At 44.4% G+C, this 25,456-nt stretch carries 19 protein-coding genes and 2 pseudogenes; 15 read left to right on the top strand and 6 right to left on the bottom strand.

Going from position 1 to position 25,456, the window contains the following annotated elements:
- The first annotated feature begins 31 nt into the window (after window positions 1–31).
- The 3 genes and pseudogenes from Vt282_RS11145 to Vt282_RS11135 all read left to right on the top strand — a co-directional run bounded on the left by Vt282_RS11145 (window position 32) and on the right by Vt282_RS11135 (window position 2,523).
- Entirely contained in the window at window positions 32–799 is a 768-nt protein-coding gene (locus tag Vt282_RS11145) for a sulfite exporter TauE/SafE family protein (protein ID WP_415663449.1), read from the top strand.
- Between the two features lie 21 nt (window positions 800–820).
- Window positions 821–1,662 (top strand): annotated as a pseudogene (gene lgt, locus Vt282_RS11140) (prolipoprotein diacylglyceryl transferase).
- Window positions 1,663–1,671: 9 nt separating this feature from the next.
- On the top strand, window positions 1,672–2,523 hold the full coding sequence (locus tag Vt282_RS11135) for a thymidylate synthase (RefSeq protein ID WP_162063396.1): 852 nt from the start codon (window positions 1,672–1,674) through the stop codon (window positions 2,521–2,523).
- Between the two features lie 440 nt (window positions 2,524–2,963).
- Here the strand turns inward: Vt282_RS11135 and Vt282_RS11130 are convergent, their stop codons facing one another.
- On the bottom strand, window positions 2,964–4,109 hold the full coding sequence (locus tag Vt282_RS11130; protein WP_162045666.1) for a Na/Pi symporter: 1,146 nt from the start codon (window positions 4,107–4,109) through the stop codon (window positions 2,964–2,966).
- A gap of 415 nt (window positions 4,110–4,524) precedes the next feature.
- On the opposite strand from Vt282_RS11130, the gene nhaR reads away from it, so the two are divergent.
- Entirely contained in the window at window positions 4,525–5,418 is an 894-nt protein-coding gene (gene nhaR / locus Vt282_RS11125; protein WP_162045667.1) for a transcriptional activator NhaR, read from the top strand.
- 252 nt (window positions 5,419–5,670) lie between these two features.
- Here the strand turns inward: nhaR and rpsT are convergent, their stop codons facing one another.
- Window positions 5,671–5,931 (bottom strand): 30S ribosomal protein S20, encoded by a 261-nt coding sequence (gene rpsT, locus Vt282_RS11120; RefSeq protein WP_075651474.1) that lies wholly within the window; start codon window positions 5,929–5,931, stop codon window positions 5,671–5,673.
- A 259-nt stretch (window positions 5,932–6,190) separates the two neighbouring features.
- On the opposite strand from rpsT, the gene murJ reads away from it, so the two are divergent.
- From murJ to Vt282_RS11080, 8 genes and pseudogenes are all read left to right on the top strand, one after another.
- The gene (gene murJ / locus Vt282_RS11115; RefSeq protein ID WP_162063395.1) at window positions 6,191–7,753 is read left to right on the top strand and encodes a murein biosynthesis integral membrane protein MurJ; all 1,563 of its coding nucleotides are present in this window, start codon (window positions 6,191–6,193) and stop codon (window positions 7,751–7,753) included.
- A gap of 65 nt (window positions 7,754–7,818) precedes the next feature.
- On the top strand, window positions 7,819–8,754 hold the full coding sequence (ribF, locus tag Vt282_RS11110; RefSeq protein ID WP_162063394.1) for a bifunctional riboflavin kinase/FAD synthetase: 936 nt from the start codon (window positions 7,819–7,821) through the stop codon (window positions 8,752–8,754).
- Between the two features lie 64 nt (window positions 8,755–8,818).
- Window positions 8,819–11,645: pseudogene (gene ileS, locus Vt282_RS11105) on the top strand (isoleucine--tRNA ligase).
- Window positions 11,646–11,788: 143 nt separating this feature from the next.
- On the top strand, window positions 11,789–12,298 hold the full coding sequence (gene lspA, locus Vt282_RS11100; RefSeq protein ID WP_162045670.1) for a signal peptidase II: 510 nt from the start codon (window positions 11,789–11,791) through the stop codon (window positions 12,296–12,298).
- Window positions 12,299–12,404: 106 nt separating this feature from the next.
- Window positions 12,405–12,836 (top strand): FKBP-type peptidyl-prolyl cis-trans isomerase, encoded by a 432-nt coding sequence (gene fkpB, locus Vt282_RS11095; RefSeq protein ID WP_162045671.1) that lies wholly within the window; start codon window positions 12,405–12,407, stop codon window positions 12,834–12,836.
- Between the two features lie 23 nt (window positions 12,837–12,859).
- Window positions 12,860–13,825 (top strand): 4-hydroxy-3-methylbut-2-enyl diphosphate reductase, encoded by a 966-nt coding sequence (ispH, locus tag Vt282_RS11090; protein ID WP_162045672.1) that lies wholly within the window; start codon window positions 12,860–12,862, stop codon window positions 13,823–13,825.
- Between the two features lie 208 nt (window positions 13,826–14,033).
- Complete coding sequence (locus tag Vt282_RS11085; RefSeq protein ID WP_162063393.1) at window positions 14,034–16,796, top strand: M16 family metallopeptidase; 2,763 nt, start codon at window positions 14,034–14,036, stop codon at window positions 16,794–16,796.
- Between the two features lie 158 nt (window positions 16,797–16,954).
- Window positions 16,955–17,302: a DUF2799 domain-containing protein gene (locus Vt282_RS11080; RefSeq protein ID WP_162063392.1), complete on the top strand. Its 348-nt coding sequence runs from the start codon at window positions 16,955–16,957 to the stop codon at window positions 17,300–17,302.
- A gap of 71 nt (window positions 17,303–17,373) precedes the next feature.
- On the opposite strand, the gene Vt282_RS11075 is transcribed toward Vt282_RS11080, so the two are convergent.
- Window positions 17,374–18,483, bottom strand: a complete 1,110-nt coding sequence (locus tag Vt282_RS11075; RefSeq protein ID WP_162063732.1) for an anhydro-N-acetylmuramic acid kinase — start codon at window positions 18,481–18,483, stop codon at window positions 17,374–17,376.
- Between the two features lie 100 nt (window positions 18,484–18,583).
- Between Vt282_RS11075 and nagZ the strand changes: the two genes are divergently transcribed.
- The 3 genes from nagZ to tyrA all read left to right on the top strand — a co-directional run bounded on the left by nagZ (window position 18,584) and on the right by tyrA (window position 22,010).
- Window positions 18,584–19,570: a beta-N-acetylhexosaminidase gene (nagZ, locus tag Vt282_RS11070; RefSeq protein WP_162063391.1), complete on the top strand. Its 987-nt coding sequence runs from the start codon at window positions 18,584–18,586 to the stop codon at window positions 19,568–19,570.
- Between the two features lie 218 nt (window positions 19,571–19,788).
- Window positions 19,789–20,862 (top strand): 3-deoxy-7-phosphoheptulonate synthase, encoded by a 1,074-nt coding sequence (locus Vt282_RS11065; RefSeq protein WP_162045675.1) that lies wholly within the window; start codon window positions 19,789–19,791, stop codon window positions 20,860–20,862.
- A gap of 20 nt (window positions 20,863–20,882) precedes the next feature.
- Entirely contained in the window at window positions 20,883–22,010 is a 1,128-nt protein-coding gene (gene tyrA, locus Vt282_RS11060) for a bifunctional chorismate mutase/prephenate dehydrogenase (protein WP_162063390.1), read from the top strand.
- A gap of 37 nt (window positions 22,011–22,047) precedes the next feature.
- On the opposite strand, the gene Vt282_RS11055 is transcribed toward tyrA, so the two are convergent.
- The 3 genes from Vt282_RS11055 to ettA form a co-directional block, all read right to left on the bottom strand.
- On the bottom strand, window positions 22,048–23,040 hold the full coding sequence (locus Vt282_RS11055) for a M23 family metallopeptidase (protein WP_162063389.1): 993 nt from the start codon (window positions 23,038–23,040) through the stop codon (window positions 22,048–22,050).
- Between the two features lie 9 nt (window positions 23,041–23,049).
- Window positions 23,050–23,421 (bottom strand): PilZ domain-containing protein, encoded by a 372-nt coding sequence (locus Vt282_RS11050; protein ID WP_162063388.1) that lies wholly within the window; start codon window positions 23,419–23,421, stop codon window positions 23,050–23,052.
- 199 nt (window positions 23,422–23,620) lie between these two features.
- Window positions 23,621–25,288: an energy-dependent translational throttle protein EttA gene (gene ettA, locus Vt282_RS11045; protein ID WP_162045678.1), complete on the bottom strand. Its 1,668-nt coding sequence runs from the start codon at window positions 25,286–25,288 to the stop codon at window positions 23,621–23,623.
- Window positions 25,289–25,456: the final 168 nt, after the last annotated feature.

Raw genomic sequence — 25,456 nt, 5'->3', positions numbered from 1 at the left:
AAATATTGTGACTCTTGAGCTGGTTGTATTGATGCTGTTGCTCGGTTCATTTGTGGGCGTCATGGCAGGTTTGTTGGGTATTGGCGGTGGTTTGATTGTTGTACCAGCGTTAGTACTTTTGTTACCGCACGCGGGTATCGACCCTTCGATTACGATGAATATCGCGCTGGCAACCTCACTTTCAACGATTATTGTTACTTCAGGATCGTCAGCGTTAAACCATCTCAAATTGGGCAATGTTGATATGTTCGTCATCAAATGGCTCATGCCGGGCGTGGTCGTAGGTGGCTTTGTTGGTGCCAATTTGGCGGAGTGGATACCCACGGCATATCTACCCAAAGTGTTTGGTGTGATCGTGCTTGGTTTAGCACTACAGATGCTATTTTCCATTAAAAGCACCACACAACGCACCATGCCTTCTAGTGCGAAAACCATCGGTTATGGCTCAGGTATTGGATTAGTGTCGAGCTTAGCTGGCATTGGTGGTGGCTCTCTATCGGTACCATTTTTAAATCGTCATGGCGTCGAAATGCGTAAAGCGGTCGGCTCTTCTTCGGTATGTGGTTGTGTTCTTGCTGTCTCTGGCATGATAGGCTTCATCCTCCATGGCTATAGTGCGGACAACTTACCAGCATTCAGTGTCGGTTATGTTTATCTGCCTGCACTTGTTGCCATCGCTTCAACCTCAATGCTTACGACTCGTATCGGTGCAAAATTAGCGACCAGTTTACCGACCGCTGCATTGAAGAAAATATTTGCAGTATTTTTAGTGTTTGTCGCAGGAACTATGTTGCTGTAACACACTCTCACATAAATCATTATTAAACGAGTAGTCTTTTATGTCTCAGGATATCTAGAATTTCCTCATATCGATCCTGTTATTTTTCGATAGGACCTTTGTCAGTACGTTGGTATGGTTTGATGTACTTAATCGGCTTTGCTTTCGCGCTTTGGTTAGCGAATCGTCGTGCCGACAAACCGGGCAGTGGGTGGACTCGTGAGCAAATTTCAGACATGCTGTTTGCTTGCTTTTTGGGCGTAGTGATTGGCGGCCGTGTAGGTTATGTGCTGTTCTATAACTTCGATTTGTTCCTACAAGATCCTCTTTACCTGTTTAAAGTCTGGACAGGTGGCATGTCATTTCACGGTGGCTTACTTGGTGTGATTACCGCGATGTTCTGGTATGCACGTAAAAACAACCGTACTTTCTTTGGTGTGGCTGATTTTATCGCACCTTTGGTACCATTTGGTTTAGCCGCTGGCCGTTTAGGTAATTTCATGAATGGTGAGTTATGGGGCCGCGTAACAGACGTACCTTGGGCAATGATTTTCCCTAATGGTGGCCCATTGCCTCGCCATCCATCACAACTCTATGAAATGGCATTAGAAGGTGTGGTGTTGTTCCTAATTTTGAACTGGTTTATTCGAAAACCACGTCCACTTGGATCTGTATCAGGTCTATTCTTAATGGGTTATGGTACATTCCGTTTCCTAGTCGAGTACGTGCGTGAACCTGATGCGCAGTTAGGTTTGTTTGGCGGCTTTATCTCAATGGGGCAGATTCTATCGACACCAATGATTTTTGGTGGTGCGCTGTTGATAGCTTGGGCATACAAACGTGGTCAGTACAAAGACGAATTACCACAACAGAATGCGAAATAAGGACTTGGTGTGAAACAGTATTTAGATCTCTGTCAGCGAATTGTTGACCATGGTGAGTGGATTGCAAACGAACGTACCGGTAAGCGCTGCTTAACGGTGATCAACGCTGATTTGACGTATGATGTAGCGAATAACCAATTTCCTTTAGTGACCACACGCAAGAGCTTTTGGAAAGCTGCGGTTGCTGAGTTGCTTGGTTATATTCGTGGTTACGACAACGCAGAAGATTTTCGTAAGTTAGGCACCAAAACGTGGGATGCCAATGCCAACCTAAATGAAGCATGGCTCAATAACCCTTACCGCAAAGGTGAGGATGACATGGGCCGAGTTTATGGTGTACAAGGTCGTGCCTGGGCAAAACCAGACGGTGGCCATATTGACCAACTACGTAAAATTGTTGATGACCTAAGTCGCGGTGTTGACGATCGTGGTGAGATTCTAAATTTCTATAACCCAGGTGAATTCCACATGGGTTGCTTGCGTCCATGTATGTACAGTCACCATTTTTCGTTACTGGGTGATACGCTGTACCTAAACAGTACACAACGTTCATGCGATGTGCCGTTAGGTTTAAACTTCAATATGGTGCAAGTTTATGTGTTCCTTGCGATTATGGCGCAAATTACCGGCAAGAAACCGGGTGTTGCTTACCATAAGATTGTGAATGCGCATATCTATGAAGATCAGTTGGAATTGATGCGTGATGTGCAGCTAAAGCGTGAGCCTTTATCACCTGCGACTTTCCATATTAACCCTGAGATTAAGTCATTAGAAGACTTGGAAACATGGGTAACGTTGGATGATTTTTGGGTTGAAGGCTACGAATGCCATGACCCTATCCAATATCCGTTCTCGGTGTAAGCGATAAATTGAACGAAAAAGACTGACCTTGTGTCAGTCTTTTTTTTGCCTCGCAGCAATGAGAGAGGATAACGCTGATCTTTGAGCTTAGCCGTGACTCTGCAGAGTCAGATTAGTCATGACATAGCGTGTCAGTCGCCGCTGGTGGTCAACAAGAGTTGACGTGCATATTGGGACGAAATTCCCTATTCGGCTGCGTCTTACACGCACGATGATACTTTGTTGAGGTGAGTGGTATCAATCTTTCGCCCTCAATACTCTCATTCCCTAAAGCGCGGTAGTGCGCGATAGGGCGTTTCTATTTCTACTTTTCCTTGTACCTCAATTCCCATTTCTTCCTTCTCATATCTTTAAGTAAAGCGCGTCCATTTCTGTTGTACATAAAAAAAGCCCCAGACCGAAGTCTGGGGCTTAGCAAGCGATGGTGTATTAATTTGTAATTATACTGTCAGTGCTAGGATTGCGCCTGGTAGCACGATGAAAACAGATAGTAGGTATGCTGCAACAATGGCTTTGTTCTTAACGGCTGTTGCTGCAAGGTATTCAGCACACTTCACTGGAATCTCACGTAGGAACGGAGTACCAAAGATTAGAACCGTTGCCATCAGGTTAAACACTAAGTGTACTAGAGCGATTTGCAGAGCAAATACTGCGAACTCACCTGATACTGCAGTAGCTGCTAGTAGAGCTGTGATACATGTACCGATGTTTGCACCTAGAGTGAATGGGTAAACATCACGTACTTTTAGAACACCTGTACCTACTAGTGGAACCATTAGGCTCGTTGTCGTAGAAGAAGACTGAACTAGTACAGTTACTACAGAACCCGATACGATACCGTGGATAGGGCCACGACCGATAGCGTTCTTAAGAATCTCACGAGCACGGCCAACCATTAGACCTTTCATTAGCTTACCCATTACAGTGATAGCTACGAAGATAGTTGCGATACCGATAGCGATAAGTAGTACGCCGCCAACAGTGTTACCAAATGTGCCTAGAGGGCCTTGTAGTGCACTGATTACTGGCTTAGTGATTGGTTTGATGAAGTCAAAACCACCCACGCTCATGTCACCAGTGTTTAGTAGTGGTGAAACTAACCAGTGTGACACTTTGTCTAGAATACCGAACATCATCTCTAGCGGTAGGAAGATCATTACAGCTAGTAGGTTGAAGAAGTCGTGAATTGTCGCACTTGCGAAAGCGCGTTGAAATTCTTCTTTGCAACGAACGTGACCTAGAGAAACTAGAGTGTTTGTTACTGTTGTACCAATGTTTGCACCCATAACCATAGGGATTGCAGTTTCCACTGGTAGACCACCAGCCACAAGGCCGACGATAATAGAAGTTACTGTACTAGAAGATTGGATTAGGGCAGTTGCCACCAAACCGATCATCAAACCTGCAACTGGGTGAGCGGCGAATTCAAAAAGAACTTTAGCTTGGTCGCCCACTGACCATTTAAAACCAGTACCTACCATAGATACTGCCAGAAGCAGCAAATACAACATGAATGCCAAGTTAGCCCAGCGTAACCAACGAGCGGTGCTCGAGATTGGTGCTGCTGTAGTAGTAGCTTGGTTCATAATTTTATCTCCGTTGGACCGTTAACTTTATTGATTTGGTCTGTAAGTTGAATCTGAGGGCGATAGTAGAGAGGAAATATTTCAGTAATATTACAGTGGAGTGTAACAAAGTGATTTTTTCAAATTGTCACTCATTATGAACACTGTTTTTGTCATTTTTGTTGTTTATCTTATTGATATATAGGATTGTAATGTGGTTTTTATTTATTGGCCTTTTATCGCAAAAATGTCAAAAAAGTCAGCGTTAGGTCAGAATTTGCCTCCTTTTTATGACAACAGTGAAATATTTTAGTGTGTATATATTCGGATAAAATAGCTGTTTTATGATATTTGGCTCGGTTTTACCGATGTTTTGTTGTCATTTATCAGCGCTGCATTACACTGAGGGCTGAATATTTCTTCGAAGCAAAGTGGTATGTCTCATTTAAATTACAATCACCTCTATTATTTCTGGATGGTATGTAAGCAAGGTTCAGTAACCAAAGCAGCAGATGCCTTATTCCTGACACCACAGACGGTAACTGGACAAATTAAAGCGTTGGAAGATCGCCTAGACGGTAAACTCACTAAGCGCAATGGTCGTAGTGTTGAACCGACAGAATTAGGCCAACTGGTATTTAAATATGCGGATCGCATGTTCGGCCTCAGTTATGAATTGCTCGATATCGTCAATTACAGCCAGCATTCCAATATTTTATTTGATGTTGGGGTGGCTGACGCGTTATCAAAAAGACTAGTCAGCAAGATTTTGATGACGACTGTTCCGAGTGATAACAGTATTCACTTACGTTGCTTTGAGTCGACCCATGAAATGTTGCTTGAGCAACTATCTCAGCACAAGCTCGATATGATTTTGTCTGACTGTCCAGTTGATTCGAGTCAAAGCCCTGGTCTCTTTAGTAAGAAGCTCGGAGAGAGTTGTATGAGCTTTTTCTGTTCGGGCAATGTCGATAATGTAAGTTTCCCTGCAATACTCGAGCAACGTAAATTGTTAATCCCAGGTAGTCGTACGGCAATGGGGCGCAAAGTCTTAGAGTGGTTCGATCGCCAAGGTATTCAACCGGATATTTTGGGAGAGTTTGATGATGTGGCATTGATGAAAGCATTTGCTCGTTATCATGACGATGTGATTTTTTTAGCACCTACGCTTTATAGTAAAGAAATACAAGATGACCAATCGTCACAACTGTTAGGTCACATTGATGAGTTAAAAGAAGAGTATTACGTGATCTTTGCTGAGCGTATGATTCAGCATCCGGCAGTAAAAAATGTGTGTGATGCGGATTTTACAGAATTGTTTGATGCGTAATTTGAATTAAGCACGATAATTTATACTCAAGTAACCTCAAGGTGCGTGGTTCAGCGAGAATGACTTGAATTGCAGATAAGGCAATGATTTGAAGATCTAGTGGTTCTAAATCAAAAATCGTTAACGACGTATGCGAGTCAACTAAACTCGCCCTTTGGGAGCAAGTTACTGCCTAGATTTCTGCGTCAAACTACTTGAGTATAGATAAAAACCGGCAAGGCCGGTTTTTCTTCACTGGAAATCCAAGTTCTATTATAGAGCTTTGATTGCAGCAGCGAAACGAGACTTATGACGAGCAGCTTTGTTCTTGTGAACAAGACCTTTAGTCGCCATACGGTCTAGGATTGGTGTAACTGCAGCGAATGCAGCAGTTGCAGCTTCTTTGTCGCCTGCTTCGATAGCAGCAACAGTTTTCTTCATGTAAGTGCGCATCATAGAACGACGGCTAGCATTGTGCTGGCGACGTTTCTCAGCTTGGATAGCGCGCTTCTTAGCAGATTTACTATTTGCCAAGGGTCTAACTCCCAAAAACTTTAGTTCGGTGACAATTTAAGGGCAGGGAATATCCCCTATTTGCACCCAAATGTCAAATGATTTGTGCAAAACCAGTCTGGCCCAAACAATTTTTGGATTCGACGAGTCATCGCGGTTAAGATGGCGGGGATTCTATCAGTATTCTTTTTTTAATGCTAATACTTATCTGCCTTGAAAACGACTTTCCTTCATCTAATTTTGGCAGAGTGACTAAGTATTGCAGATATTTGAGGTAGTTGTGAGTAAACGTCTGCTTAAGTCTGGCATGATCGTCAGTGCAATGACTTTGATTTCTCGTGTTTTGGGCTTAGTTCGTGATGTGGTGGTTGCAAACCTCATGGGTGCTGGCGCTAGCGCGGATGTATTTTTCTTTGCTAACAAAATTCCTAACTTTCTGCGTCGCTTGTTTGCAGAAGGTGCCTTTTCACAAGCGTTTGTGCCCGTGCTTACTGAAAGCCACGCACAAGGTGATATGGATAAAACCCGTGATTTGATTGCCAAAGCATCCGGCACGCTTGGCGTGATTGTCTCTATTGTTACCTTATTAGGTATTTTAGGTTCGGGTGTGGTGACCGCGCTGTTTGGTTTTGGCTGGTTTTTAGATTGGCTGAATGATGGGCCAGCAGCACCAAAATTTGAGTTAGCTAGTTTCCTACTTAAAATTACCTTCCCTTATTTATGGTTTATCACTTTTGTTGCGCTATCGGGTGCGATTCTCAATACGCTAGGTAAATTTGCGGTCTCTTCATTTACCCCTGTTTTCCTCAACGTGATGATCATTCTCTCAGCTTGGTTTATTGCACCACAACTAGCGCAGCCAGAAATCGGCCTAGCGATCGGCGTGTTTTTAGGTGGTTTGGTGCAGTTTTTATTCCAGATTCCCTTCCTTATAAAAGCAGGCGTAATGGTTAAGCCCAAATGGGGTTGGCGCGATCCGGGTGTCGTTAAAATTCGCACCCTGATGATCCCTGCTTTATTCGGTGTCTCGGTGAGTCAAATCAACCTATTACTTGATACCTTTATTGCCAGTTTTCTACAAACCGGTTCAATCAGTTGGCTTTATTACTCAGATCGTTTACTCGAGTTTCCATTGGGCTTGTTTGGCATTGCTATTGCGACTGTGATTTTACCCGCGTTATCACGCAAGCATGTCGATGCGCACAGCGAAGGGTTTGCTAGTACCATGGATTGGGGCGTGCGTATGGTGATGCTGCTAGGCTTACCTGCCATGCTTGGCTTAATGGTATTAGCGAAACCTATGCTAATGGTACTATTTATGCGCGGTGAGTTTTCACCTCATGATGTTCAGCAAGCCTCATTATCATTACTCGCTTACTCATCGGGTCTACTCAACTTCATGCTGATTAAGGTATTGGCTCCGGGCTACTACTCACGTCAGGACACCAAAACGCCAGTGAAATACGGCATTGTTGCTATGGTCACTAATATGGGCTTTAACGCAATCTTTGCTTATTTCTATGGTTATGTTGGACTGGCGATGGCAACAGCACTATCTGCTTTCGTCAATATGGCGCTGCTATATAGAGGCTTACATCTACAAGGTGTTTATCAAATTTCAAAGAAAACCGCACTTTTTGCTGCGCGTCTCATTGTTGCTGGTGGCTTAATGGTGGCGGCGATTATTTGGCAATTAGAAGAGATGAGTGTTTGGTTATCTTGGAGTTTTGCTCATCGAGTGATGTGGTTAGCGGCGTTAATTGGCCTCGGAGCTCTGGTTTACCTAGTGAGTCTATTAGTATTAGGTGTGCGCCTAAAAGATTTAAAAGCAGCGACAGACTAGTCGTTGTTGATATATAATCCGTCGGTTTCACGCAGTGTAAATTGAAAAGGCAAGTGTAGCTTCCCATGGAATTGATACGAGGTATTCATAATATTCAGCCACATCATCAAGGGTGTGTGTTAACCATAGGAAACTTCGATGGTGTTCATCTTGGTCACCAAGCCGTTTTACAACAGGTCTCACAACAAGCGAAGGCGCTTAATTTACCTTCAATGGTGATGACCTTTGAACCGCAGCCATTGGAGTTATTTGCTCAGGGCAAAGCGCCAGCACGTTTAACTCGTTTACGTGATAAGTTTGTTCAATTAAGTAAGCTCAATATCGATCGTTTATTGTGCGTTATCTTTAATAAGCATTTCTCAGCTTTAACCGCGGAGGAGTTTATTAGTGACTTGTTGGTCAAGCGATTGGGTGTTAAGTTTCTCGTAGTGGGTGATGATTTTTGCTTTGGCCGTGGCCGCACAGGTAACTTTGCGATGCTGCAACAAGCCGGCAAAAAGTATGGTTTTGAGGTCGTAAGTACCCAAAGCTTCTGTTTACAGCAATTACGTGTAAGCAGTACTGCGATTCGCACTGCGCTGGCTGAAGATGATTTGCCGCAAGCGGCAAACATGCTTGGGCGTGATTACAGTATTAGTGGTCGTGTTTCTCATGGCCGCAAATTAGGAAGAACTATTGGTTTTCCTACAGCCAACATTCCGCTAAAACGCAGTGTATCTCCAGTCTCTGGGGTGTATGTTGTTCAAGCCTTAGGTCTTGGTGACTCAGCAATTGGTGGGGTAGCGAACATTGGTCAACGACCAACTGTGAATGGTGTTCGCCAACAATTAGAAGTACATTTATTCGACTTTCAAGGCGATTTATATGGCAAGCAGCTAGAAATCGTACTTCTAGAAAAGCTTCGCGATGAACATAAGTTTGAATCGTTTGAAGCGCTTAAACAGCAAATTGAATTGGATGCTGAGGCAGCTAGGGTGTGGCTGCGTCAGTTTAAGGGTTGATCGGTTTATTCCACCGATTAACGTAATGTCTAACTTTCGCCCAATATAACGGAATTAAGAATCGATGAGTGAGTATAAAGATACCCTGAACTTACCTGAAACAGGGTTTCCGATGCGCGGCAATCTGGCACAACGTGAGCCAGAAATGCTTGAGCGTTGGTATAAAGAAGATCTTTACGGTGAAATCCGTAAAGCTAAAAAAGGCAAAAAGTCATTCGTATTGCACGATGGTCCTCCATATGCGAACGGTGACATTCATATTGGCCACGCACTAAACAAGATTCTTAAAGACATTATTATTAAATCCAAAACACTTTCAGGTTTTGACGCACCATACATTCCTGGTTGGGACTGTCACGGTCTTCCTATCGAACTAATGGTAGAGAAGAAAGTAGGTAAGCCAGGCCAAAAAGTAACGGCCGCTGAGTTCCGTGAAAAATGTCGCGAATACGCAGCAGGCCAAGTTGAAGGTCAAAAAGAGAGCTTCAAGCGTCTTGGTATCATGGGTGAGTGGGATAAGCCATACCGCACAATGGATTTTGCTACTGAAGCAAACATCATTCGTGCGCTAGGTAAAATCGCTGATAAAGGTCACCTACTAAAAGGTTTCAAACCAGTTCACTGGTGTACGGACTGTGGCAGCGCATTGGCTGAAGCAGAAGTAGAGTACAAAGACAAAGTATCGCCATCTATCGACGTACGTTTTAAAGCCGCAGATGAAGCAGCAGTACTTGCTAAATTTGCCCTTAACGAAGGTCATGAAGGTCACGGCGACGTATCTATCGTAATCTGGACAACAACGCCATGGACTCTGCCTGCAAACCGCGCAGTATGTCTACGTGACGATCTAGAATACGTGCTAATTCAAATTGAAGGCGAAAACCCTGAGCGTATCATCGTTGCATCTGAGCTTGCGAAAGATGTGATGGATCGTGCGGGTATCGAGCACTTCCATAATCTTGGTTTTGCTAAAGGTGCAGATCTCGAGCTTGCTCAGTTCAACCACCCATTCTACGACTTCACTGTTCCTGCGATCCTTGGCGATCACGTAACAACGGATTCAGGTACGGGTGTGGTTCATACAGCACCTGGCCACGGTCAAGAAGACTTTGCAGTAGGTCAAAAATACGGTCTAGAAGTAGCAAACCCAGTGGGTTCAAACGGTGTTTACCTACCAGATACTGAGCTATTTGCTGGTCAACATGTGTTTAAAGCAAATGATGCTGTGGTTGAAAAGCTAAAAGAAGTTGGTGCACTACTACACCATCACGCTTACGAGCATAGCTACCCACATTGCTGGCGTCATAAGACTCCGATCATCTTCCGTGCAACACCACAATGGTTCATCTCAATGGATCAAGCTGGCCTACGTGCTAAAGCACTAGAGTCAATCAAAGGTGTTCAATGGATGCCAGAATGGGGTCAAAGCCGTATCGAAGGTATGATCGAAGGTCGCCCAGAATGGTGTATCTCTCGTCAACGTACTTGGGGTGTGCCAATCGCTCTATTCGTACACAAAGAGACCGCTGAACTGCACCCTAACTCACTAGAGCTAATTGAAAAAGTAGCACAACTAGTTGAGCAAAAAGGCATTCAAGCTTGGTGGGATGTGGATAACGCAGAACTACTAGGTGAAGACGCAGACCAATACGAAAAAGTACTCGATACTCTAGACGTATGGTTCGACTCAGGTGTTACTCACTACGCAGTCGTTGATGCTCGTGAAGAGTTCAACGGCCATAGTGCAGACCTATACCTTGAAGGTTCAGACCAACACCGCGGTTGGTTCCAGTCGTCTCTCATTTCATCAATTGCGATGAAAGACGTAGCACCATACAAACAAGTGCTAACCCACGGTTTTGTGGTCGATGGTCATGGTCGTAAGATGTCTAAATCTATCGGTAACGTTGTTGCGCCTAAAGACGTAACTAACAAGCTAGGTGCAGATATTCTACGTCTATGGGTTGCATCAACGGACTACACAGGTGAAGTGGCAGTCTCTGATGAAATCCTAAAACGCTCTGCAGATGCATACCGTCGTATTCGTAACACTGCACGTTTCTTCCTTGCAAACCTAAATGGTTTCAACCCAGCAACAGACATCGTTCCTGCTGAAGAAATGGTGGCGCTAGATCGTTGGGCTGTAGGCCGCGCACTAGCAGCACAAGAAGAAATCGTAAAAGCTTACGAAGAGTACAACACGCACGCCGTTATGCAGCGTCTGATGCACTTCTGTTCAGTAGAAATGGGTTCATTCTACCTAGACGTGATCAAAGACCGTCAATACACCGCGAAACTAGGTGGCCACGCACAACGTAGCTGTCAAACTGCGCTTTACTACATCGTAGAAGCACTAGTTCGTTGGATGGCGCCAATCATGTCGTTCACAGCAGATGAAATCTGGAACGAAATGCCAGGCGAGCGCGAAAAATTCGTATTCACTGGTGAGTGGTTCGATGGTCTATTTGGTCTAGCTGTAGGCGAAGAGCTTAACAACGAATTCTGGACTGAAATCCAAAAGTTCGTGGTGGGTAAACAAACTGCTAGAAGCAGCACGTACTGAAAAAGTAATCGGTGGTGCGCTACAAGCGGAAGTAACGCTATACGCAGATGACGCACTAGCAGCGAAAATCAACAAGCTTGAAGATGAACTGCGTTTTGTACTGCTAACTTCAGCAGCAGTGGTTAAACCGCTAAGCGAGAAATCAGATGCAGCGAAAGCAACAGATATTGAAGGTCTGTTTGTGGAAGTAAAAGCAACTGAAGCTGAGAAGTGTGACCGTTGTTGGCACCACACGCCAGATGTAGGCACAATCGCAGGTCACGAGACAGTGTGTGGTCGTTGTGTGTCGAATATTGATGGTGAAGGTGAAGTTCGCAAATTCGCATAATTACTCATCATTCTTGGTTCTATAGCGTTATCGACTACGTTTAACGATAAAACCAATAATTTTGAATAAGATAGGCGAAAGCTCGGAACTTTTTAACATTCAAATAGCCCCAGTCTTTACTGGGGTTGTTTTTAGGTAATGAAATGAGTGAAAAAGCACTAACACTGAAAGAGTCTGGCGTACGTTGGCTGTGGTTGGCCTTAATTATCTTTGTGGCTGATATTGCGATCAAATTGGTGGTGATGAACACCATGGGGTATGGCTGGAATAACCGTATTGAAATCCTGCCATTCTTTAACCTACTGTATGTGCATAACTATGGCGCAGCATTTAGCTTTCTGAGCGATCAAGCGGGTTGGCAACGTTGGTTGTTTACTGGTATTGCTTTTGTGGTAACAGCAATGCTGACTTACTGGATGAGTAAGTTACCAGCCAAAGAGAAATGGAATAACATTGCCTATGCGATGATCATCGGTGGTGCGGTTGGTAACGTATTCGACCGTGTTGTACATGGTTTTGTGGTGGATTACCTAGATTTTTACTGGGGTACCTACCATTGGCCTGCATTCAACTTAGCCGATACTACGATCTGTATTGGTGCTGCGATGATCATTTTAGACGGTTTTATCAGCAAAGATAAAACCAAGGCCTAAAAGTGGCAAAAAAATGAATAACCATAAACGCTGTCCGTTGATTCGACAGCGTTTTTTTTATAACGTCAGTTTACGAAGATAATAATATTCACAAGGAAGTCAGAACGTGACCGCAATAGCCCATAACTCTACCGTTACTTTGCATTTTACCATTAAGATGAAAGACGGCTCCGTTGCCGATAGTACCCATAATATGGGAAAGCCTGCCAAGTTAGTCATTGGTGATGGTAGCTTGAGTGATAACTTTGAGCAGTGTTTGCTGGGGTTAAACTCTGGTGACAACAAAGCAATCGAACTTGCCGCAGCAGATGCTTTTGGCATGCCAAATCCAGACAACATCCATTATATGGATCGCGCCAAGTTTGTTGGTGATGCCGAGGTAGAAGTGGGTACCATCATGGCATTTAGCGGCCCTGATGGGATGGAAATTCCCGGAATTATTACCGATATTGCTGGCGATTCGGTCACGGTTGACTTTAACCACCCTCTGGCAGGACAAGATGTGACTTTTGAAGTTGAAATTTTGTCAGTAGAATAATGCCCCATAGAAGAAATGACGCCATGAGCAATGAAATGAAAATCCTGTTAGCCAATCCACGCGGTTTTTGTGCCGGTGTAGACCGAGCCATTAGCATCGTAGAACGTGCCCTGGAAATCTACCAGCCACCAATTTACGTTCGTCATGAAGTGGTGCACAACCGCTTTGTCGTAGAAGGGCTAAAACAGCGTGGTGCTATTTTTGTTGAAGAACTGCATGAAGTGCCAGACGACAACATTGTGATCTTTTCTGCTCATGGTGTATCACAAGCTGTGCGTCAAGAAGCCAAAGCACGTGCATTGACGGTCTTTGATGCTACCTGTCCATTGGTGACCAAAGTGCATATGGAAGTAGCACGAGCGAGTCGTCGCAACTTGGAAGTGGTGCTAATTGGTCATGCTGGCCATCCTGAAGTGGAAGGCACGATGGGCCAATACTCAAGCGCAACGGGTGGCATGTATTTAGTTGAAAAGCCTGCTGATGTAGCGAAGTTACTTGATGTCGTGAAAGATCCAAGCGATTTACATTATGTAAGTCAAACCACGCTATCAGTTGATGAAACGGCAGATGTAATTGCTGAACTGCGCCGAGTATTTCCTGAGATCCAAGGCCCGCGTAAAGATGACATCTGCTACGCTACGCAAAACCGCCAAGACGCTGTGCGTGAAATCGCTGAAAAAGTCGATGTGATGATCGTGGTGGGTTCTAAAAACTCATCAAATTCCACTCGCCTTAAAGAGTTGGCTGAAAAGCTGGGTACGCCTGGTTATCTCACCGATTGCCCTGAAGATATTCAAACCCAGTGGTTTGAGGGTAAGCGCAAAGTCGGCGTTACAGCGGGTGCTTCAGCTCCTGAAGAGTTAGTTAACCAAATCATGGAGCGCATCAAAGAATTGGTAGGTACGCGCTCTGTAGAAGAAGTGACGGGCCGTGAAGAGAACATGTTCTTTGAAGTGCCAAAAGAGCTACAAATTAAGCAAGTTGATTGATTCAATCTACTAAAATAAAAAAGCCGCTGTTAACGAAAGTTCAGCGGTTTTTTTTGCGCGTGAGCACAGAGTTGAACACCCATTAAGATGAATGATTGCATGAAATTGTGTTCTCAATGGTGTTTTTCTCTTTGTCATCGGGAATGAAAGTCATAGCGCTGATATTTGAAAGTATAGTAAAGCTCTAACTGTGAAGTAAGGGACTGATATGCAATTCATTTTTAAAGTGATGTTGGTGTTCATTGTGGCCATTCTTTCTGCGTGTGAGCGTCATGAGGAAAAAGCACTGATCGCTGATGAAAATTGGACGCAAGGACAATTGGAAAATGGACTTCGTTATCATATCTACCCAACCAGTGATGAAGAAGTTTCGGTACGTATGCTGGTACATGTCGGCTCTCTTCAAGAAAATGATAATCAAAAGGGGTATGCCCATTTTGTCGAACATATGGCATTTAATGGTACGCGTAACTTTAGTGGCAACGAGATTATTCAGTTAGTGGAGAAATCCGGAAAATCTTTTGGTCGGGATATCAATGCATTTACTGCCTATCAATTAACGCATTACCAGCTAGATTTAGCCAGCGCAGCTGATTTAACGATGGCTTTAACTTGGATGAGAGATGTGGGAGATGGCATTGAGTTTGACCCTCAGCAGGTTGAATCAGAGAAAGGAGTCATTCTTGGGGAATTCCGTTTATCAAGGTTAGAAAACAAGAGTCTGTTTGAGCAGTCCTATTTAAACTTAATAAAGTCAACCCCGCTTGAGCATGCCGACCCGCTTGGCACTGAGGTGTCGATTGAAACAGCAACTGCGGATGGATTAGAAGCATATTACCAGCAATGGTACCAGCCCCAACATGTTGAGTTGATTATCGCGGGAAATATCGATGCCGCCACCGCGGGGCAACTCATTACTGAACATTTTTCGAATTGGGAAAACCAAGGCGATGAATCATTAGTTAAACAGCGCGTCTTCAATATCAATACGCAGCCACAACTCATTTCTGTCAGTTCAAAAGAATCGCCGAGCTTGAACTATTTCATTGCGCGTTCGAGTAGCGCTTCTCGTACTCAACAACAACTCAATCAAGAGTGGTTTGACGCACTCAGTGAGCAGTTGATCAACCTGCGTTTAATGGCGACCGTTAATGATTCAGCACTGTCTGTGCAGTATGCACGAGCGTATGGTGAGCTGATTCATTATCAACGTTATTCGGCGGGGGGAATTTCATTTGCGCCAGAGCACAGGGCGCAGGTCGAAGCGCTGTTTTTGGCCACGTTACGTTCTCTTCGAGATCACGGCGTGAATCAGGATGAGTTAGATGCTGCGATGTCATATTATCGAGATAGCCTTGGCAACTTTGATACTCAGTGGAATAAGCGCAAACCGGCACAAATTGCCCAGCAAAAAGCCCATTCAATTGAGCATGATTTTATTGTTCAAGGCCAGGAAAAACAACGAGATAGCTTACAGGAATTTATCGAGTTAGCGACGCTAAAAGAGGTAAACCAGCAGTTGACTCAACTACTTTCATCACCAATACAGTGGGTAATTGGGCAAGGTGAGGGGGAGGATCCTGCACAACTTTCTAGTCGGTTAGATGCACTACCAACCTTATATGCCAAACAAGGTTTTAAACCGGTTAACACAACCACCGAAGTGGCAGATTTGGTTCAACCGGCCCATAAAGGGGAGTTACTTTCAAGAACACAACACGATGGTAATCTGACCGTTTGGACTTTAAGCAACGGGGTCGAAGTATGGCTACAACAAGATTCGAAAGCAGGTCAGCGCGCGCACATTGTTTACGTCAGCCAAGGGGGGAGAGCTGCACTCCCTCAAGATCTTCATCCTGCCAGTATGTTGTTGATTGATGTAGGTATGCGTAGTGGCTTAGGCCACTTAGATGGCCCGCAATTAGATCGTTTGATGCGTAAGCACGATAGCGCCATTTACCCCTTTATTCACCCAACATCGCATGGTTTGGAGATCAATGCGGCGACAGAGCATCTCGCATTAGTGTTTAATGTGATGTTCAATATTGCTACCGAGCTAAACATAAAGCCGCGTCAATTAGATGCGGTGAAACAAGAAGCGAAACTACGTAGCTACACTTATCTAAATACACCTGAAGGTAAGTTTGCCAAAGCTCAAGTTGATAATATTTATCTTCCAGAGAGTCGTTATCGCTTTCTTACCGATAATGATTTTGCGTCTGTGACGGTCGAACAGCTACAGCAAGTGCATCATCATTTATTTTCATATCAGCGAGGCAATAAACTGGTGATTATTGCCGATATGGAGCCGACTCAACTGGCCCCATTGTTGCGTCAATATGTTGCCTCTATTGATATGACGACACCGAAAGCACCGTTGGATTTGGGTAGTGGCTTTAATACTGCAGCAGAACCTGCTCTTGCGCTTGCAGAGGCGCACGAAGATAAAGTTACTGTCGTTCAACGTATTATCAATACCTCCCCACAACCAAGAACTGCCAAAGCTGTTTTTGCTGATGATATGCTGCAGAGGATCAGTAGCGCACGCTTGTATCGCCATATTAGGGAAAAGCATGGTTTCGATTATGCGCCGAAAATTTTTCCTGTCGCGGCGGATGGTGAAACTATTTCTGACTGGATGATAGAAATGAATGTCGCCAGTAAAAATGTTGCCATTGTAGAGAAAGAATTGGAACAATTTGTCGCAGGTTTGAGTACATCACTGACACAGCAAGAAGTGACAACCGCTGCGAAACAATTGACGTTAGCGCTTGAGCCTCTGGATATCGATCCTGCGCAACGCGCTTGGTTCTATTCTCGCTATTTAGTTCATGGCTACGGCATTGATGCCTTATTGAAGCTTGAAGAAACGGCTCAAAATATTTCACTCGATTACATGCAGCAAAGAGCATTATGGACGTTTGGAATGGGGAGTTTCAAAGCCACAGCGTTGTTAACTCCCAAGCAATAGTGACTATTATTGCGAGCTCCAGAAGGGGCTTTCATTTTTTTTGAAGGTGACTCTTTAATAAATACTTCGCTAAATTCACGATAATTTAAGTTTGTTGTTCTCAACGATAGCGATTACTAGTTACACTAATTCGATAGTGTGTATGACAAGGAAAAATAATGAAAAAGCTGTTTAGCGTGATGATACTGAGCGCTCTTGCTGGCTGCAGTAGCTCAATTGAAGATTTCGCTCAGGCTGGTGATTGGTATCAAGTTGGTTATCAAGATGGGATAAGAGGGGTAACAGCTCGTAGTATTAATGAGCTATCAAGCATGGGGAATGTAAACACTGCGGATTATGACCAAGGGTACCTTCAAGGGGTAACGGAATACTGCGATCCAAATGCGGCTTATCAAATCGGTTTATCTGGGCAGTTTTATGAAGGTGTGTGCGAAGGTACAGAGGATGCACAACGTTTTCGCATGGAATGGCAGCGTGGTTGGGATGATTCGCGGCTCTCGTATTAAGTAAATTCGGTTTTTAAGAAAAAGGCTTGGTGAAATCCAAGCCTTTTTCGTTCGTCAGAAGAGACTGATGGTTATGCAGGGTAAAGAACGCCAAGAGAAGCTAGCTGACTGGCCCCTGTCACTTCCGGTAAGTTGCTCGGTAAATTGTGAATGCGACGCTGGGCAAGCCATGCAAATGCCATCGCTTCCATATTGTTGCTATCTACCCCTCTTTGATCGGTAGTTAACACGCACCATTGCGGCAATAATTCAGTCAAACGTTCCATTAATAGCGGATTATAAGCACCACCACCACAGACTAATAATTCAGGTTTGTCCCCAACGCTATAGCGTTCAACTTCATTTGCAATCGTGACAGCTGTGTATTCACATAAAGTACGTTGAACATCCTGACTAGTTAGTGTCATGGTTTCTAATTGCTGTTCTAACCACGGCAGGTTGAACAATTCGCGCCCGGTACTTTTGGGCGCACTGCGTAGTAGATAAGGTTCTGTCATCAATTGAGTTAATAACTCAGGCACAACCACACCTTCACGAGCAAATTGTGCGTCTTTATCGTATTTACTGCCGCGATGAATGCTGCACCAAGCATCCATCAGCATGTTGCCAGGCCCTGTATCATAGCCAATGACGGGCTGATTTGGTCGCAATACGGAAATATTGGCGATGCCACCAATATTGAGGACGACGACGCTTGATTCACTAGTGGCAAAAATAGAGTGATGAAAAGCAGGGACCAAAGGTGCGCCTTGTCCGCCTAGCGCCATATCTTTGCGGCGAAAATCTGCAACAGTATCGATACCAGTTTTGGTAGCAATAATGTTGGCATCACCGATTTGCATGGTGAAAGGCGCATCACCGTCAGGGCGGTGATAAACCGTTTGTCCATGGTTACCGATGGCCGTAACACTTTCGGCCGGGCAATTTGCGTGCTTAAGCAAAGCATTGACTGCATCGGCAAAGAGATGACCAAGTAGGTGATCGAGTTCTCCAACCTCGGCGAGATTGGTAGGTTGCCCAAGGCAAATATTTAGCAAACGCTGTTTGAGTTGATCCGGAAATGGGAAATCAAGGGAATTAAGCAGTCTTATTTGGTTGTTTTCAATTTCAACTAAAACGGTATCCACACCATCCATACTGGTGCCAGACATCACACCTACAAAGCGCTGTTTTGTATTCATATCCAATTTTTCACCACTCGCTCACTTATCCGTTGTAAACCTAGAATAATCAGAATAACCTCAAACCCAAAGCGAAATTACAGCGCAAAGAGGAGAAATTATGGGACCGTTATGGCTGGACGTGGCTGGATATGAGTTAAGCGCCGAAGACAAAGAAATTTTGCAGCACCCAACCGTGGGTGGGGTGATTCTATTTGCGCGTAACTATCATGACAGTAAACAATTATTAGCGTTGAATCATGAAATTCGTAAAGCAGCAAAACGACCTATTTTGATTGGTGTTGATCAAGAAGGGGGACGCGTTCAGCGCTTTCGTGACGGTTTCTCTCGCATTCCAGCAGCCAAGCTATATGCAGAGCAATCAAACAGCGAACAGATGGCGGAGCTGGGTGGTTGGTTAATGGCAGCGGAGTTAATCGCTCATGATATAGACCTTAGTTTCGCCCCTGTTTTAGACCAAGGTTTTGAGTGTAAGGCGATTGGCGATCGCGCTTTTGGTGAGGATATCGATACCGTTTTACGTCACAGCAGCGCCTACATGCGTGGTATGAAATCGGTAGGTATGGCGACGACGGGTAAGCATTTCCCTGGGCATGGCGGCGTATTGGCCGATTCACATCTTGAAACTCCATATGATGATCGTCAAACCATTCTTGAGCGCGACATGGCGATTTTCAAAGCACAGATAGAAGCAGGAACGTTAGATGCCATGATGCCAGCGCATGTGATTTATCCTAATTATGATGATCAACCTGCCAGTGGTTCTCAGTTCTGGCTAAAAAAAGTGTTGCGTGAACAATTAGGTTTTAAAGGCATTGTTTTCTCGGATGACTTAAACATGGAAGGTGCTGCCGTGATGGGCGGGCCTGCTGAACGTTCTCACCAAGCATTAGTGGCTGGATGCGATATGGTGCTGGTTTGCAATAATCGTGATTCGCAAATTGAAGTCTTGGATAACTTACCTATTTTAGAATTCCCTGAAGCGATGCAGTTGCTGAAAAAGCAGTCATTTACTCTGGGTGAACTACAAAGTAGTGACAAATGGCGTCAAGCCTCTGATGCGATGAAGCGTATTCTGGACCAATAACGTCTATTTACACGATGATTAATAGAGCCGTCTGAGTAGACGGCTCGTTATATTGGGCAATTAATGCCGCTCACTGTTGGTGTGTAATTTAACTTTTACACCAAATGTTTATTAATGTTTACGCTTGAAAATATAAATCGACCTGTTATCTTATTGCTCATACGAACCTTAACTAAATGGAAATTAAGGTGTAAATAAATAAGTACACGGAGTGGGTCATGCAAAAAAGTGAATTGAGCAACGTTAATATTATCGATGAACAGGTACTTATTACTCCTGATGAATTGAAAGCCAAATTGCCTCTTAGTGAAAAAGCGCGTCGCTTTATTCAACAATCCCGTCAAACTATCGCTGATATTATTCACAAGAAAGATCACCGTATGCTCGTGGTCTGCGGTCCATGTTCAATCCACGATGTCGAAGCGGCAAAAGAATACGCCAAACGCTTAAAATCATTGTCTGAACAATTAAGCGACCAACTTTACATTGTGATGCGCGTTTACTTTGAAAAACCTCGTACAACGGTTGGTTGGAAAGGGCTAATTAATGACCCACATCTTGATGGCAGCTTTGATATTGAGCATGGTTTGCATGTGGGACGCCAATTGTTGGTCGAGCTGGCTGAAATGGAGATTCCTCTTGCGACCGAAGCGCTGGATCCAATTAGTCCACAATACTTAGCAGATACATTTAGCTGGGCCGCGATTGGTGCTCGAACTACGGAATCACAAACGCACCGTGAAATGGCCAGTGGCCTCTCGATGCCGATCGGTTTTAAAAATGGCACTGATGGTAGTCTTTCTACCGCGATTAATGCGATGCAAGCAGCATCATCAAGCCATCGCTTCATGGGTATCAGCCGTGAAGGGGAAGTCGCGTTACTGACGACACAAGGTAACCCAAATGGTCATGTGATTTTACGTGGCGGTAAACAAACCAATTATGATTCCGTGTCAGTCGCTGAGTGCGAACAGGAAATGGCGAAGATGGGGTTAGACGCTTCGCTAATGGTGGATTGCAGCCACGCGAACTCTCGTAAAGATTACCGTCGCCAACCTTTAGTGGCTGAAGATGTGATTCATCAGATTCGTGAAGGTAACAAATCGATTATTGGTTTAATGATCGAAAGCCATATCAATGCGGGTAATCAGTCGTCAGATTTGCCAATAAATGAGATGCAATATGGTGTTTCGATAACAGATGCTTGTATTGACTGGCAAACAACTGAGACATTATTACGTCATGCGCATACCGCATTAGTCCCATTTTTGAAAGACCGTTTGCCAGCCTAAGTAGCAGAGTAAGGATACCCATGGCCGAAGAGTTAAACCAACTGCGCGATCAAATTGACGCAGTAGATAAGCAAATACTGAATCTTCTCTCTCAGCGCCTCGCGCTGGTAGAGCAAGTGGGTGAGGTTAAGAGTCAGCATGGCTTACCCATTTATGCCCCTGATCGCGAAGCGGCGATGTTAGCCTCGCGCCGAGCTGAAGCTGAGAGGATCGGCGTTCCGCCTCAGCTGATCGAAGATATTTTGCGTCGCACTATGCGTGAGTCGTATGCCAGTGAAAAAGATTCAGGATTTAAGTGTTTGAACCCTGAGTTACGTTCTGTGGTGATCATCGGTGGTAAAGGCCAATTAGGCGGTTTATTTGCGCGTATGTTTACTCTTTCTGGCTATCAGGTGAAAATTCTCGGCAGCCAAGATTGGCATCGAGCTGAGGAAATACTCGATGGTGCAGGGCTTGTGGTGGTCACGGTACCGATTCATCTTACTGAGGGTGTGATCGAAAAACTGGGTAACTTGCCGCAGGATTGTATTCTGTGTGATTTAACATCCATCAAATCGAAACCACTCAATGCGATGTTGAGAGTGCATCAAGGTCCGGTTATTGGTTTACATCCAATGTTTGGCCCTGACGTACCTAGTCTTGCTAAACAGGTGATCGTGTACTGTGATGGTCGTGGAGAAGAGCAATACCAATGGTTACTCAAACAGTTTGTCATCTGGGGGGCGAGTCTGTGTCAAATTGATGCAGAAGAGCATGATCATGGTATGACGCTTATTCAGGCATTGCGTCACTTTACTTCGTACGCCTACGGTTTGCATTTGAGCAAAGAAAACCCAAATATCGATAAATTGATGCAATTAAGCTCGCCAATTTATCGCTTGGAATTAGCAATGGTTGGACGCTTATTTGGCCAAGACCCCAATCTGTACGGTGATATCATTCTCTCGTCTCAAGAGAACATCGATATGATTAAACGTTTCCATCAACGTTTTGGTGAAGCGATTCAGGTGTTGGATAATCACGATAAAGCGGCGTTTATTGATAGCTTTAATCAGGTTGGAGATTGGTTTGGTGACTATTCGCATCAGTTTATGCAAGAGAGTCAAAACTTGTTAAAACAAGCAAACGACGCAATCCAAAGAAGCTAAAAAAAGCTGCCGAAAGGCAGCTTTTTTGCTTTATTAGCTACTGAACACTGACTTGTTGCGCTTGTTTGGTCGTGTTTTTTACTGTATCGACCGCCTGCTCAACAAAAGGTTTCTGGGTGAGGTTCACTTGAAGGCGCACATTGTCGTCGATTAATTTAACCAATGAGCTCCACTTTACTTTCTTCTCTTTTTCGAACAAGTAGTTAAAGTTCTCTGGTGTCCAGTCCATAGTGTATTGCGGATTGAGTGAACGACCTAAAAAACGCACTTCATAATGTAAATGTGGGCCCGTTGAGTTTCCTGAGTTACCACATAGCGCAATTTCTTCCCCTTTAGTGACAAATTGTCCGCTTTTGACTTTAAACTTATCCAAGTGAGCATAGGAGGTCATAAAGCCGTATGCGTGGCGGACAGTAAGGAAGTTACCAAAGCCTTTTTTACTTGGTCGCACAGTCTCCACAACACCATCCGCAGGGGCAATGATGACAGTGCCACGTTTACAAGTTAAATCAATCCCAGTATGCGTGTGGCGTTTGCCGCTGATTGGGTTAGTGCGTCTGCCGTAAGAGGAAGAAACACGTTGATAATCAAGAGGAGACTCATTAGGGATCATGCGAAACATGGTGGCACGTACTGCAGAATCAATCGCTGCTGCGTCTAGGCGATATTCAAGATTGTTTTCATCTAATGGCGTATCGTCAGACAGGCCGAGCACGCTTTCAACATCATAAACTCGTTTGCCTAATAGGTGTAATTGGTCGCGCTTTTGTTCTAGTTCTTGTGACAGAGTATGCGACGTGTCGAGTTGTTCTTCATACAACTGCTCTAAAGCCAGTTTTTTCGCGTTTGTGTCAGTGTACGCTTGACTCAGATGTTCAATCTGTACGGTACGATATCCCATGTAACTGGCGATAAAGATAACAACCGATATTAGAGTGACAATAGAGATTAGGGCAGTATTTCGACTGACAAAAAAGTGTTGAGCACCTTGGCTAGTCGGAATGGAAATGGTGATTTTTTTACGACTCATACAGCTTGATTATGAAAATGGACCGAGGTCTGATAATTGTTCTAATTCGCGGTGTAGCAACTCGTCGTCACCGACGTTGAGTTCCACAATGCGTTTGAGGTGGCTGATACTTTCGACATCTATGTGTTCAATGATCACGCGGGTAAGTCCGTTCATGTCACTGACAATGCGCCCATGCAAAGCAATCTCAATATGGCTGTCTGCAAGTGGAAATTTCACTTTGATAGCTTGGTCACGATTGAGTTGATGATTTGTTGGGCAATGGAGTAATAAACCATGCAATGAAAGGTCTTTGACGCTCGCTTCTACTTGTTGGTTACCTTGGGTAATCAATGCGACAGCTTGGTATACGATGCGTGAAAATCGGCGACGTTCAATCATGATTTACTCTCTATCTTCGGTTTTTATTCAGCTTAACAGAAGATGTCCAGTTACCATTTGGATTTATTTTAACTTAGTGATGAAGGTCGTTTTCCGGATGCATACGCGCCCTTCATTATAAGAAAGGCCGCTATGATAGCGGCCTTTGGATAAATTTCAAGCACAGAACTCACACGCTCTGCGTTGCAATTTAATTCAATTATTTCGCAATTCGTTTGTACTTGATGCGATGCGGTTCAGCAGCTTCAGGACCCAATGTCTTCTTCAACCAATCCATGTATTCAGAGTAGTTACCTTCGTAGTAGTTAACTTGGCCTTCATCACGGTAGTCGATGATGTGTGTTGCGATACGGTCTAGGAACCAACGGTCGTGCGAGATAACCATTGCACAACCTGGGAATTCTAGTAGCGCTTCTTCAAGTGCACGTAGAGTTTCAACGTCTAGGTCGTTGGTTGGTTCATCGAGTAGCAGTACGTTACCGCCTGCTTTTAGTAGTTTCGCGAGGTGAACACGGTTACGCTCACCACCAGACAGCTCACCAATCACTTTTTGTTGATCAGAGCCTTTGAAGTTAAAGCGAGAGCAGTAAGCACGTGCTGGGATTTCAAAGTTGTTGATCTTGATGATATCAGCGCCTTCCGAGATTTCTTGGAATACGGTGTTCTTATCGTTCATCGAGTCACGGAACTGATCCACTGACGCCAGTTTCACAGTGTCACCCATCTCGATAGTACCTGAGTCAGGTTGTTCTGTTCCGCTTAGCATTTTGAACAGAGTCGATTTACCTGCACCGTTGGCACCGATGATACCGACGATTGCACCTTTAGGCATGTTGAATGACAGGTCATCAATCAGAACACGGCCGTCAAATGACTTGGTCAGGTTCTTAACTTCGATAACTTTGTCACCTAGGCGCTCACCTGGCGGAATGAACAGCTCGTTGGTCTCATTACGTTTTTGGTGATCAGTGCTTTGCAGTTCTTCAAAGCGCGCCATACGTGCTTTAGATTTTGCTTGGCGACCTTTAGGGTTTTTACGTACCCACTCAAGTTCTTTCTCGATGGTCTTTTGACGAGCGCTTTCTTGTGATGCTTCTTGTTGTAGACGTGCATCTTTTTGCTCTAGCCAAGAGGTGTAGTTACCTTGCCATGGAATACCTTCACCACGGTCAAGTTCTAGAATCCAGCCCGCCGCGTTATCTAGGAAGTAACGGTCGTGCGTGATAGCCACTACAGTACCGGTGTAATCCACTAGGAAACGTTCTAGCCATGCCACGGATTCAGCATCCAAGTGGTTGGTTGGTTCGTCGAGTAGTAGCATGTCTGGTTTTTCTAGTAGTAGACGACAGATAGCCACACGGCGACGCTCACCACCCGATAGGAATTGGATTTTTTGATCCCATTCCGGTAGGCGTAGAGCATTAGCTGCACGCTCTAGAGCATTTTCTAAGTTGTGACCATCTTTCGCTTGAATAAGCGCTTCAAGTTCACCTTGCTCTTTTGCTAGCGCATCAAAATCAGCATCTTCTTCAGCGTAAGCAGCATATACCTCGTCAAGGCGCTTTAGTGCACCAGCGACATCGGCTACGGCTTCTTCTACTACTTCACGAACCGTTTTTGATTCATCCAGTACAGGCTCTTGTGGTAGGTAACCTACGTTAAGACCTGGTTGTGGACGTGCTTCACCGTCGATATCAGTATCGATACCGGCCATGATGCGTAGTAGAGTCGATTTACCTGCACCGTTTAGACCAAGTACGCCGATTTTTGCACCCGGGAAGAAGCTTAGAGAAATGTCTTTAAGAATTTGACGCTTCGGTGGCACAATTTTGCTCACCCGCGACATGGTATATACGTATTCAGCCATTGCCGATCGTTCCTAACTTTCCATATACATAAACGTGTATTTTACACCAACCGAACAAGCAATGTTACCGATCCTGACAATTGGTGTAGACAGACAAAGCATACTAGCGAAATTTGCTAATCAGGGAAGCGGATTTCATTAAATGTGTCACACTTATATGAAATAATC

The organism is Vibrio taketomensis (genome assembly GCF_009938165.1).
Lineage (GTDB): Bacteria > Pseudomonadota > Gammaproteobacteria > Enterobacterales > Vibrionaceae > Vibrio > Vibrio taketomensis.
The sequence above is the reverse complement of the archived record's forward strand: the minus strand, read 5'-3'. Positions and strand labels throughout refer to the sequence as shown.